A 12,983-nucleotide genomic window follows, 5' to 3' on the forward strand; every position below is an offset into this window, starting at 1 on the left:
TCTTTCATTTCCCCCTCGTCAGCTGACGCTTGTTTGAATCTTATAATCCTGCATTCGTTCAATCATCGGTTCTGCAGCTCCGTGAATGTTTCCAACTCCATAAATGACGCGGTCCGTGAACATCTCTGAAAGGACATCCATAATCTGATCCGTCGTCTTCCCTTCTAAATCAAGCAGCGTTTCCACTTTGATCTTTCCTTCGTCAACCGCCGTGACAATCGGTTCGGTCGTTTCCCCGATTAACACAAGCGTATCCGTTGGAATGTAAGGAAGAACGTCACGGGCGAACTGTTCCGTACGATCCACACGGTCTTCCCGGCAGTTCATGACGACAATCGGATTCTCTGTCGGATATCCGAGGAACTCCACACGTTTCCATATATTAATTGTAGAAACGGCATCATTCGCAGCAAAACCGTTCACGAAGTAAGATGGTTTCTCTTGGTCTCCCATCGGGAGGATCCTCATCGCTCCCGGGTCCGGCTGAGCGTTCAGCATTCCTCTGTATGCTGTTTCCTCATCGATACCGAGGGCCTGAGCGACGCCTAATGCTAACGAAGCGTTTTCAGGAAATACCATATATTCAAATTGCAGTAAAAACGAATCGGAAATTCTGCTGTTATCCGCAACAATCACCTCGGTGTTTCGTTTCGCTGCAATCTCTTTAAACATTTCTACATAAGGACTTTCTGAAACAATTAAATGACCGTTGTATGGAATCGTAGCCGTAAAGGATTCAGCCACCTCTTCCAATGTCGGACCCAGAACATCCATATGGTCTTCCAGGACGTTTACGATGACTCCGATATTGGCCTGGAGCATCTTTTCCTGGAACGTGATCTGGTAGTCAGGATTCACTGCCATGCACTCACTGATGAGGGCTTCTGCACCACGATCGACGGCTTCCTTCACAACCATTCTCTGCTCCCTGATGTTCGGACCTTCCGGACGCCGTTTGATCGGCTGTTCTTCCGGTGTATCCCAGAAAATCATCCGGGCAGACGTTCCTGTTGTCTTTCCAATTGTTTTGTAACCCGCTTCTTTTACAATCCCCGTAACAAGACGTGTAACCGTGGATTTCCCACGTACCCCGTTGATGTTGACGCGTATCGGCAGAGCATCGATGTTCTTTTTATGACGCTGCCATTCATAAATACCAGCAGCTAGAACGATGATCAGCACAATAGGGATCAGTAGCATATGAGCTCACTTCCTCTTAAACATATTTCTTCAATAGACTAGATAATTATAGAATAAGCCTCATCGTTCGACAATACTTTTATAATGGACAGCGGAAAATATAATAGTAGATTTACAATTTTTGTTCACAATAGTCCTATGTACCTAATCATAGAAGACACAACTCATAAACTACCAAAATCCTTCCAATTTGTAAACAGAAGGACACCATTCCATTAAAAATTCATAATTCTATCATTTCCCGACAGAAAAAAAGAACCTTACCCAATATAGGACAAGGTTCTGTATAGTTCTTATTTTAACGCAGGCTTTCGAAGTAGGCATCCGACCATTGGAGCAATTGTAGAATGTCTTCTCTTTCCTCTTTAAAAGCATGATTCGGGTCTTTATACGTATCTTCAATCCGCTCGTTTGTTTGCATATTCAATATACGTGCATCGAAGCGGCTGTTCTGTGCAATATAGAACGTTCCATTGTTCAGGAACGAGCTGGTCGGAACATAGTAACGCATACCGAGCAGGTTGTTCTCATAATGAAGCAGGTTATGTCCAAAGTACAGGGACTCCGGTTCCACACCCAGCAGATTCAGGAGCGTCGGCATCATATCAATCTGCCCGCCGGTATGATCATTCGTTCCTGTCAGCTCCTCTTCACCGGGGACACCTACAATAAACGGGATATTAAAACGGTTCAACAAGGAATACCGCTCCCCTAAAAAGTCAGCAAGAAGATCCTGATCCTCGTCTTTAAGCAGTTTGCCGTGAAGACCGGAATGGTCACCGTAGAGGGCAATGACTGATTCCTCCCAGAGGCCGCGGTCTTTCAAGTCCTGGAAGAACTCCCCAAGGGCCTGATCCGCATAGTGAACGGACTGGAGATAGTTCCCTGTTAAAGTTCCTTCATACTCAGAAGGAAGCTCCAGGCCTTCTTTGTCTGCAGGCATTTCAAACGGTGTATGACTCGTTAACGACAGCACATGGGCATAGAACTTGTCATACTCTTTGTCGATTTCATCAATCGCACCCATCGAGCGATGGTAAAACCATCCATCCGATGGTCCGAAGCCGACCGTATCTTTCTCTCCGTAAAACTTATCATCATAATAATCATCAAAACCAAGAGCTGGATAAAGTTCGTCCCTGTTCCAGTACTCCACCTCATCGGCATGCATGGTCACGTTATGGTACGACTTTTCATCAAGCATTCTCGGCAGAGAGGGAAGTTCCATGCCGCCGACTTGATCGGTGGTCGCTTTTTTCCCTAATGGATAAAGTGACGTATTCATGAGGAACTCTGCGTCTGATGTATTGCCTGAACCGATCTGTTGGTAGACATCCGTGAAATACATACTATCGTTCAGCCATTCATTTATGTTCGGTGTGATTTCCTGGCCATCGATCGATTCACCGATAACGAAGTCCTGAAGCGATTCAATCTGGACGACGATCAAGTTCCGATCTTCCGCCACTCCGAAATGATCATGCTCACTCATCGGCGTATAGGAATTGCCTTTCAGCTCTTCTATTTTCTGCTGCGTGACATTTTGATCTTCACCGGAAAAAGCGAAGGCTTTTTCACTGTTTGTCTGGTCCTGGTAATACTGAACAAACTGCGTATTGAATAAGCCGTTTTCCTTAGCAAAAAGAGCGCTGTCGAGAATGGGCTCTCCTTTATTCATTTGAAAATTGAAAATGGCGATTACAAGACCCGCAATAAGGAAGACAGACATAGCGAAATTGGACGTCTGTTTCGTTGGATACGTCCATGTCCTGCCCACAATCCAAATGACAACAAGCAGAAGCAGATCTGCGAGAAACAGAAAGTCTGTGCCATTGACGAGCAGCCACATGCTTTCATTCACACTGCCAACTTGATTAAGCTGGGATAGGTCATAGTATGTAGGAACGGTTCCGAAGTAACGCTCGTAAATCAACATGCCAATAAACAAAAGAGACAAAAACAAATCCAGAACAAGATAGGCAGCCGCTTTGCCCCGCTTAAAGACAAGCTCAATGAGAGCCATAAAAATCAAGATAAACGAAGCATCATACCAAATTCCTGCCCAAATACTCGTATCTTGAAGAAGCAGATAACGCAAAATTATAAACTTCAAGGAAATCATAATAAAAAAGTAAAAGAAATAACTGGTTAGTAAACGTTTCATCGAATCTTTCATATAAACACCTCTCTATTATTCTACCCAAATGTAAAGTTTATGTAAACTTAATGTAAATAAGGTAGAATAAGGCCGGTTCATCAGCATGGCTTCAAAAGGCGCTTGAAAAGATTCTGTTATTCACTCTGATTTCCACATGTCTGCGAGCTTTTTTATATGGGCGGGCGTCGTTCTGCAGCAGCCACCGATGATCCTTGCTCCATGCTCGTACCAGAGTTTGGACTGCTCATGAAAGTCAAGCCGACTGGCAGACCCATGCCTCGTTTCCTTTGCCGGGTCGTAATCTTCTAGAGTGGATGATCTTCGTTAAACAGCAAATCATCCTGTTCGTAACTCTCCACTACGGAGATTTTCATGCAGTGTTTGATGGCGACGTCATCGTCCAACTGTTCAACGTTCAAAAAGATGCCACCAAAACGATGAAAGCCCCTGGTTCATAACCAGAGGCTTTTCCCTCATACTCATATGCTTATTTCTGTTCCAATTGCTCTGCCACTTCATCGCTGACAGCATTTGTACCGCCGAGCACCTGGAAGTTGTTGATTTCAAGCTTTCCAATCGTCTCTTTTGTGGATTCCGGAAGCTGATCCGGCTTAACAAGGAGCATGGATGCTTCTTCCTTCGCAGCCAGAACAGAGCCCGCTAAAGCGTCAGCGAAGTTCTGACCATTCGCTACGAATGTCTTCCCTTCCTGCACGCCCAGCTGTTCTGCAATGGTAGAGGCTGTTTCATAACGAGTCTTACCGCTGTAACGGGAAGCGTCAGGAAGCATCGCTTCGACCTCTTCAGAAATGGCATTCGTTCCACCTACAACAATGCTCTGTTCAAAGTCAGCAAGAGCTGTTTTGGTGATGGATGGCAGCTCATCTGTTTTAGAAAGGAGAATCGGGTAGCCTTCCTTCGCCGCATAAGGAGCCACAGCCAGAGCATCCGGATAGTTGAATCCATCTGCTACAACTACATTCTCAGGGTTTCCGTCAAGGCGGGCGGCAATATTGGCCGCCGTGTCAAAGCGCGTTTTCCCAGAGATGCGATCTACGTCGACACCCATTCCTGATAATTTGTACTTCACATATTCAGAAACGGCACCGGTCCCACCAAGAATAATCGCTTTTTCAGCACCCAGGCGCTTGATTTCCGCAGCTACTTCACTGTTCAAGTTTCCGGACTTTGTCAAAAGGATCGGCGCATCTTCCTTGTAGGCAAGAGGAGCACCGGCAAGAGCATCCGCAAACTCATCTCCCCGGGCAATGACGACTGTGTCAGCAGAATCCCAGCCTTTTTTAGAAATCTCAACGGCTGTTTGGTAACGATCCTCTCCGCTCACACGTTCTGTCGTTTTTTCAACAATACGGGATTCTTCATCAGGAGAAACCGTGCCCTGTTCATCCAGATATTCATTGAATACTTCATAATCAACAAAGAATAATTCTGTCATCTTACCGGCATCCTTGGCTTCCTTGAATGTTTCATATCCATCGCCACCTGCGGCGATAAAGGCGTTCGTAGCCACCGTGTATTCTTTGTCCAGATCAAGCGCTTCATATCCATCGTCTGTTTTCACTTTGACATTAACGATACGGTCCCCTGCTTCATTTGAGCGATCGAACGTATATTGCATTCCAGATACATGGGCAAAACGGCCGCCGGTATTCTCAATGTCGCTCACTGCATTTTCAAGAGCCTCCCACACCTGCTGCCCTGTTAGGTCAAGAGTGACAAGGGTGTTACCAAATGGCATCGTTGTAAGGACTTCTCCCATCGTGATTGGTCCTTGATCAATGGAAGCACGAATGCCTCCACCATTCTGAATCGCAATTGAAGTAGACGGCACTTTTTCTTTAGCTTTGGCAAGCATACTGTCCGTAATTAAGTTTCCAAGATTCGTTTCTCCACTTCTTACATCATTACGTTCTCCGTTCAAGGCAACCGTCGTTTCTCCAACGACTTGTTTTTTCAATTCATCGAGAGGCTTCTCCAGTTCAGCAAGCAGTTCGGCTGCCTCTTCATCGGATTCAATCACATACTCTTCATTTTCATCTTCTTCATCAACATCAATAAGTTTCCCGTCCCACTCCGTAAGGACACCCTCATCATCGAAGGAAACTTCTAAATCACCGATGTAATTTCCATATTCCTCTGCCTGAACGACAAGTGTCGGCTCAGCCTCTTCGTTATAGACAAGCGGCTCCTCCAGCTTTGTATGGCTGTGAGATCCAACGACAACGTCCACCCCTTCCACTTCCTGAGCAAGCGTTTTGTCATAGTTAACGCCAAGGTGGGTCAGAGCGACAATCTTATCGACGCCTTCCCCTTCAAGCCTCTTCACTGTATCTTCAGCCTTTTGGAGATAGTTTTCAAAATCAATGGTGTCCCCTGGGTTGGCAAGGAACTTCGTTTCTTCTGTCGTCAAACCGAATACCCCGACTTTTTCACCATCGACATCGATGACGGAAGCTGGATAGATGTTCCCAGCGTCTCCAGGCATACCGATTTCATCGTTGAACAATCCGTTCAAGCGCTCGTCCTTACTGTAGTCAATGTTGGCACTGACGATCGGGAATTCTGCTTGATCAATAAAATCTGCAAACACAGACGGCCCGTCATCAAATTCATGGTTTCCTGGAACCATTGCATCATAATCGAGCATATTCATGAACTGGACGTCGGCAAGTCCTTTGTACTGATTGTAGAAAAGCGTACCTGAGAACACGTCCCCGGCGTCGAGAAGAATAGAGTTGTCACGGTCAGCACGGATCTGCTCGATGATAGTCACACGGCGTGGCACGTTCTCCAAGTGGGCATGCGTATCGTTCGTATGCATGATCGTTAAGTCAAAATCACCTTCCGCAGCTTTCACTTCTCCTCCGGGAATGGCCAGAGTCCCCAGCGCAATGGCACTTGTAACAGCGGCAGTTGCCAACACTTTCAGATTCAAGTTTTTCATTTTCTTCATTCTCCCCTTTTATAAATCTCCGGTAGCCGGACCTGTCCTGCCTCAGCGGAGCAGATCCGGTGCTGGAGGAATAGATGGAACGTTTTAGTCCTGCAAATCATTCAGTACATCATCGCTTACGGCTTTTGTTCCGCCAAGTACATGAAAGTTACGGTAGTCCTTCCTTTCGATGACATCATCAATGCTGTCCGGAATATCGTCCGGCTTCACTAAAAGCATAGGCGCATCGTATTTTGCAGCAAGGACAGATCCGGTCAGAGCGTCGGCAAAGTCACGCCCTGTAGAAACGAAAGCGGCTTTAGAATTTCCGGATAGTTCGCCGGCAATCTTCGCTGCTGTTGCGTAGCGGTCTGCTCCACTGATGCGCACAGCGTCAGGAAGCTGATTCAAAACTTCATCACTGACCGCTTTCGTTCCACCTGTAACTATCGTGCTCTCCATACTCTTTAAGGCACGCTCGGTTTCAGACGGCAGTTCGTTCGTTTTGGTCAATAGAATCGGATAGCCGTTTTGTGCAGCAAAGGAAGCCGCAGACAGAGCGTCCGGATAATTTCTTCCGTCTGCTACAATCGCTTTTTCCGGGCTGCCGTCGAGACGAGCGGCAATATTGGCTGCCGTCTCATAGCGGTCTTTTCCGTCAATACGTTCAACAGAAAGACCCTGACCCTCAAGCTGGTAGCGGACATAATCGGATACCGCACCGTCGCCGCCCAGAATGACCGCTTTTTCCGCACCAAGACGTTTCAACTCTGTTTTCACTTCGGATGATAGTTTATTAGATTTCGTCAAAAGAATCGGGGCATCCAGCTTATACGCAAGCGGGGCTCCGGCCAGGGCGTCCGGGAATGAATCCCCACGTGCAATAACCACCGTTTCCGACTGATCCCAGCCTTTTTTAGATACTTCAATGGCTGTTTGATAGCGGTCTGAACCGGAGATCCTCTCGGCGGTATCCGCGAAATCAATCTGCGCAAGCATCGGGTCATGGTCACTGGCGCGTCCGGCTTCTTCTGAGAAGTCAGCATTGATATTGACACTGTCGATCGACGTGTGTTCGGAAAGATTGTTGGTCACTAAAATGTGATCGAGCACCTGGGAGTTCCCTTGATAGTTATAGGAATAACGCTCTTCTACCGGAAGCTTCTCCACCATATTTGTCATCACATCGCCTTCAAGGGCATGGATCGGGTTGGAGAATTCAAAATCATTCAAGTCGCCCATCACGACGACGTTTGCATCACTGACACGATCCACGACTTTCTGGACGAATCCATTGACGACTTCCGCCTGCTTCATGCGCTGGACTTCGCTGCCCAGTTCAATCGGATGGCTGGATCCAAACAAGGCATCATCTCCGCCTTTGGAGTTAAAATGACTTGTAACGACAACGATTTTCTCTCCGTTGAACTCGAATTCAGCAGCTAAAGGCTTACGGGAATCATCAAACGCTTCATTTTCAGGGTCAATCCGGCCGGGGTTCAGCGTAAGGCCGTTTTCATCCACATCCACCGCTGTCACAGCGTCGCCTTTTTCTTTGTCAGGAAGAGAAACCCGCTCCGGGTTGTAGATAAATCCTACACGGATGTTCCCTCCCGGCTGGCCGCCATCGGTCTTATCCAGCGGAGCGACATCTGTGAACTGATACGACGGTCCGCCGGCATCCTCAATCGCTTGGATAAGCTTCTTGTAGGACTCATCAGCCTCTACGGTGCCGTCATCCGTCGGGCCGTTATTGTCCTGGACTTCGACAAGTCCGATAATGTCAGGCTGGTTCAGGTTGTTTACCATAGATTCGGCAATGCGGTCCACTTTTTCCTGAGGAGTATCCGCAGAGAAGTTCTCCATGTTGTACGTGGCCACATTCAGTTTATCTTCTTCCACCTGCAGGTCAGACGTTTCGCGTTCCGTCCCGCCACCTTCAACCGTTGGGAAATCCCCGGTTGTCCGGATTTTAAAATTGCTGTAATCATATCCGACGACACCTGTGATCGATCCGTCCATCTGATCGCCTACGGTGACATCAACATCGTACCCATCGATATCCACAAGAACCCGCTCCGGGTTGTAGTCATCAGGGGAAATGAGCAGCCCGCCGGCATTTGTCATCCGCTGGTTTTCACTTTTATCTACATAAACGGCTACTTCATCGTACTTTGGAGGTCCTGTAACCGTGGCATCTTTCAGTTCCACGCGCATTCCTTCCAGACTTTCATAAAAGTCGATGGCGTCCTCCTCTGCATCAAAGCTGGTCAGACCGTCATCCTCAATATTTTCGGTCGGCTGGATGCGGTCCTCACCGATGATCGTCGTATCCGGCAGCGTCTCATCAGAAGAAGTCACTTCCACAGCAGCCGCACTAATCTGCGTTGTCAAGAGATCGTCCGCATCATCATAGCCGTCTTCTCTCCATTCGTTCACCTGGCCATTAACATTAACGACATCTCCGACTGCCACACCTGAATTTTTGGAATAGACATAAATACCTTCAGAAGTGGCCACTTCGCTGTCAGGATCCTGGTCCTGCATATAGAAACCGCTGCTCCCATCCAAGGCGGTTACCACTCCGTCTACATTCTCCACGTTCATATCCTTATAAGGGGATTCGTGAGCTGCACCCTGAATGTCATGAATATCTACATGATCAAGCGGCGCCATGACTTCATATGAGAAACTCGCCGTTTCACTGACCTCTCCACTATCTTTGATAACAACAGCTTTGATCGTTGTATCTTCATTCAGTGTGATAGGACCTGTGTAGGCAGTACTTTCTTTTGTCGGGTCACTTCCATCCATCGTGTAGTAGATCGACGCATCCGGCTGGGCGGTGCGAAGTTTGATTTCGGACCCTTTCACTACGCTGCCTGATGACGGGCTGGCAGCTACTGAGAAAATGGTTTCAACGACATCGGCTTCTTCTCTTGGAACAAGGCGGTATTGATTAAAATCATACGTAACAACGCCTTCAACCAACTCATACGTTTTACCGGCTTCCATTTCCACTTCTGTTTTAGGAGAGATCAGGAAAGTGCCCTTTTCATCTTCAGCAATATAGTCACCGTATTGATTCTTCTCTGTAACGGTAATATTATTGACCTTTACATATTCACCTTCGAAGTTCTCTCCCTCATCAGAGGAGAAATCTTTACTTTTCACGAGCTGAGGATCCGGAATTCCTTTGTTTTCAGTTGTCACAGATACCTGTTCAGCACTTGTTTCAATCTGTTGCAGGCCATAATAATCAGTCAAAGATCCCTGTGCAGTTACTTCATCCCCAATAGAAGCATCCAGACCAGCGGCGCGGACGACAATGCCTGCCGTATCATCCTGTATGTATATGTTGGTTTGTCCGCCTTCTACAAACGATGCTGTCACAATCCCCTGAACTTTGACCGTCGACCCATCATCCACACTTCTCGCAGCTTCAATTGTTTGTAATTCCACCGGCTCATCCGGTTCCGGTTCAACATCGTCTGGATATTGTCCTAAATAAGACAAGGTATCTTTCGGGTAAGTATTGTACGAAGCGTCTACATCAAAACTGTCTGATAGATCGGTATCTCCAGTAAGCTGATCCATTTTCCGGGTGAGTGTAACGTCTTTAGCAAAATCATCACTCAACCCGACCTGCCCGATGGAGTCAACGACCACTCCATCTTTTTTAAGAACAAGTGTGTCATTTCCATTGAAGCCCATCGTCTGATCCTTGGTTATTTCATCCGCTACGTCGAGAATATCCGGTGACGCTTTCTCATTCGCAATCACATGCGTTTCCCCGGCGGCCAGTGTGCCTTTAAGCTCGAAGGAATAGGCAGGTTCCCCGCTCCCCCCATTATGGTGATCAAGCGTAAACTGACTAAGGTCTATATCCTTTTCTGTCCCATTGAACAGTTCCAGCGCTTTATTAAAGGAACCGCCTTCCACATATTCCGAAAACAACAGCGTATCTGCTGTGGGTGCTTCCGCTTTGACATTATAAGCGGGTCCGGCAAACATCCCCAGCACCATAGAACTTACAACAACTGAACTTACCCCTTTGACGAGGCCTTTCTTTTTCATTTGTGGTCCTCCCCGATATTTATTGACACGATACACCAACATCCCCCATTATAAAGCAATAGTTGTTTGATTTGTGTAAATAGTATTAATATTAGACAAATAATATGTATCCGTTTACAATCAAGAGAATAGACATCTGCCCACAACAAAAGCCCGGCTGATTTGCCGGGCTTTTGTTTTTATAAAGAGGATAAGATGGTCACAGGCATCCCGTCAGGAGCGGTTGTCGAATACATCTTTTCCCCATGTTCTTCAATGGGGCCGTGAACCTCAACCCCCTGCTGTTTAGCGTGAGACGCAAAAGCATCCGCATCATCCACGACCAGCTGCAGCATTTTCACAGGCATCATACACTCATTTTTGTGCCAGAATTCAAGCCAGCTGTCTCCTGTCTTAAAAATACCACCGCGGTATTCCTCCGTATCCTCCCACGCATTCTCGATGCCCAGTTTGTTCTGAAAAAAATCCACCATCGCCTCGCTGTGTTCAGAAACATCAACATACCTGTATCCAAGAATTTTCATCCTCCACCTCTTTCCTTTTCTATTTCCAGGATGGCCCCTTCCACCTTTCTTATTCTAGCCACAGAAAAAAAAGCCTGCACAAAGGCAGGCTTTCAGGAAAAGATTTGATCGATTTTGGAGATTTCATCATCGCTCAACTTCACATCCAGCGTTTTCAGATTATCGACGACCTGCTCGGTGCGTTTTGCGCCGGGAATAACCGCATCAATAGATGGCTGATTCAAATACCACGCCAGGACAATATGAGGAATGTCCACGCCTTTTTGTTCAGCGATTGGACGCAGTTGTTCAACTTTATCCAGATTCTTCTTGAACTCTTCCCCTTGGAACAATGGGTTTTCTGCACGCAGATCGTTGAACGTCGTATTTTTATCATACTTACCAGCCAACAGCCCGGAAGCAAACGGGAAATATGGAACAAAGCTGATTTGGTTGTCCGCTGTGTAAGGAAGCATATCTTCTTCCGCGCCACGTTTGAACAGATTGTATTCACTTTGAATCACATCCACATATCCGTCCTTGTTGGCTTCTTTCAACTGGTCGACAGAGAAGTTGGAAACACCAATGGATCGTATTTTCCCTTGGTCTCTCAGTTCTTTAAGGGCACCGACCGCTTCGTCTTTCGGCGTATCCTCATCAGGGAAGTGGATATAAAACAGGTCGATATAATCGGTTTGAAGACGGTTCAAACTGTCTTCAACAGACTGCTTTAAAAAAGCAGGGGAGTTGTTGAACACAACCTCTTCACCCTTGAATTCATGAGCACCTTTTGTCGCAAGGATGATATCATCACGCTTATATTCGCTCATCACCTGTCCGACAAGTTCCTCAGAACGTTTCGGTCCGTAAATAAAGGCCGTATCGAGAAAATTCATGCCGTGGTTCAGTGCTGTCCGGACGACGTCCTTCCCTGCTTCCTCATCCAGGTTCGGGTAAAGGTTGTGTCCTCCGACGGCATTTGTACCAAGACCAATGGGATTGACATACAAATCTGATTTACCGAGTTTTGTTTTGTTATCCATCTTTTCATCTCCTTCTAAAATTCATCCTTTTTCGGTGTTTACCACAATCCGGGTGTCCAAAAACAAGTGATTGCTGCATCCGGTCCATGATTGATGTCTCGAACCTGCTCCTTTATGATGAGAAAAAAACGTCAAAGGAGATTTCATTCATGGACATCCGCCACCTGCAGTATTTCATTGAAGTCGCACACTTCCAAAGCTTCACGAAAGCAGCTGAACACCTCTATATCTCCCAGCCAACCATCAGTAAAATGATAAAAAACCTCGAAAACGACCTCGGTGTCGAGCTTTTCGAGCGGCGGAGGAAAAAGGTCGTCCTGACAGACGCGGGGCGGCTCATCCTTACCCAGGCGAAAACCATCGATAAAGCCTTTCAAAATCTGACGACTCAGCTGGATGACCTGCTCGGTCTGCAGAAAGGCCACCTGCGTATCGGCCTGCCGCCGATCATGGATGCCGAGGAGTTCATCCAGACACTTGGAAGCTTTCACAAAAAATATCCGCACATTACTTTCCAACTGGTCGAAAGCGGGGCAAAAAAGATCGAGGAACAGATTCTCCAGGAGGAACTGGATGTGGGGATCACTGTACTGCCGACGGATGAAGCACGATTCCATTACTTTTTCCTCTTAAAGGAAGAACTGGAAGTCGTCCTCCATCCGGAACATCCGCTGGCCGGCCGGGAAGAAATCCAGTTGACGGAACTGAAAGAGGAATCCTTTATATTATTCAACAAGGACTTTGTCTTGAATGACCGGATCTCGACGGCCTGTCAGGAAGCTGGATTCCTGCCGAAAATTGTATCGGAGAGCTCTCAATGGAACTTTATAGGCAAAATGGTCGCTTCCAATTTCGGGATTTCCCTGCTTCCTAAAAGCGTCTCCCAACTGCTGAATGACAACGTCCGCAGAATCAAAGTGACCCAGCCTTCCATGGCGTGGGAACTGGCTATCATCTGGCCGAAAGATCAATACATCTCCTTTGCCGCCAAAGAGTGGCTGGCATACACCCAAAACCGCATGCACAGCATTGAATATTAATCAGCTTGG

At 46.9% G+C, this 12,983-nt stretch carries 7 protein-coding genes and 1 pseudogene; 1 reads left to right on the forward strand and 7 read right to left on the reverse strand.

The window, feature by feature from the left end; translation table 11 throughout:
- Positions 1-18 precede the first annotated feature (18 nt).
- The 7 genes and pseudogenes from pgsB to ACXAGL_RS03815 form a co-directional block, all read right to left on the reverse strand.
- Positions 19-1,200 carry a poly-gamma-glutamate synthase PgsB gene (pgsB, locus tag ACXAGL_RS03785; protein ID WP_474989919.1) on the reverse strand — a complete coding sequence of 394 codons (1,182 nt, stop codon included), beginning with the start codon at positions 1,198-1,200 and terminating at the stop codon, positions 19-21.
- Positions 1,201-1,498: 298 nt separating this feature from the next.
- Positions 1,499-3,376 carry an LTA synthase family protein gene (locus ACXAGL_RS03790; protein WP_474989921.1) on the reverse strand — a complete coding sequence of 626 codons (1,878 nt, stop codon included), beginning with the start codon at positions 3,374-3,376 and terminating at the stop codon, positions 1,499-1,501.
- Positions 3,377-3,496: 120 nt separating this feature from the next.
- Positions 3,497-3,646, reverse strand: a pseudogene (locus ACXAGL_RS03795) (homocysteine S-methyltransferase family protein); the annotation flags it as partial.
- A 199-nt stretch (positions 3,647-3,845) separates the two neighbouring features.
- Positions 3,846-6,323: a cell wall-binding repeat-containing protein gene (locus ACXAGL_RS03800; RefSeq protein ID WP_474989923.1), complete on the reverse strand. Its 2,478-nt coding sequence runs from the start codon at positions 6,321-6,323 to the stop codon at positions 3,846-3,848.
- Positions 6,324-6,416: 93 nt separating this feature from the next.
- A complete protein-coding gene (locus tag ACXAGL_RS03805) occupies positions 6,417-10,388 on the reverse strand; it encodes a cell wall-binding repeat-containing protein (protein ID WP_474989925.1) in 3,972 nt (1,323 codons plus the stop codon).
- 179 nt (positions 10,389-10,567) lie between these two features.
- Positions 10,568-10,912, reverse strand: coding sequence for a VOC family protein (locus ACXAGL_RS03810; protein WP_474969576.1), 345 nt, complete (start codon positions 10,910-10,912; stop codon positions 10,568-10,570).
- 92 nt (positions 10,913-11,004) lie between these two features.
- Entirely contained in the window at positions 11,005-11,934 is a 930-nt protein-coding gene (locus ACXAGL_RS03815) for an aldo/keto reductase (protein ID WP_474989927.1), read from the reverse strand.
- Positions 11,935-12,083: 149 nt separating this feature from the next.
- Between ACXAGL_RS03815 and cidR the strand changes: the two genes are divergently transcribed.
- Positions 12,084-12,974: a cidABC operon transcriptional activator CidR gene (gene cidR, locus ACXAGL_RS03820; protein WP_474969578.1), complete on the forward strand. Its 891-nt coding sequence runs from the start codon at positions 12,084-12,086 to the stop codon at positions 12,972-12,974.
- Positions 12,975-12,983 lie beyond the last annotated feature (9 nt).

Source organism: Halobacillus sp. ABA4_118, from assembly GCF_056160205.1.

Excerpts from the sequence above, each read along its gene's own strand:
- cidR (WP_474969578.1), top strand. The coding sequence starts at position 12,084 with ATGGACATCCGCCACCTGCAGTATTTCATTGAAGTCGCACACTTCCAA.
- pgsB (WP_474989919.1), bottom strand. The coding sequence starts at position 1,200 with ATGCTACTGATCCCTATTGTGCTGATCATCGTTCTAGCTGCTGGTATT.
- ACXAGL_RS03815 (WP_474989927.1), bottom strand. The coding sequence starts at position 11,934 with ATGGATAACAAAACAAAACTCGGTAAATCAGATTTGTATGTCAATCCC.
- ACXAGL_RS03790 (WP_474989921.1), bottom strand. The coding sequence starts at position 3,376 with ATGAAAGATTCGATGAAACGTTTACTAACCAGTTATTTCTTTTACTTT.
- ACXAGL_RS03800 (WP_474989923.1), bottom strand. The coding sequence starts at position 6,323 with ATGAAAAACTTGAATCTGAAAGTGTTGGCAACTGCCGCTGTTACAAGT.
- ACXAGL_RS03810 (WP_474969576.1), bottom strand. The coding sequence starts at position 10,912 with ATGAAAATTCTTGGATACAGGTATGTTGATGTTTCTGAACACAGCGAG.
- ACXAGL_RS03805 (WP_474989925.1), bottom strand. The coding sequence starts at position 10,388 with ATGAAAAAGAAAGGCCTCGTCAAAGGGGTAAGTTCAGTTGTTGTAAGT.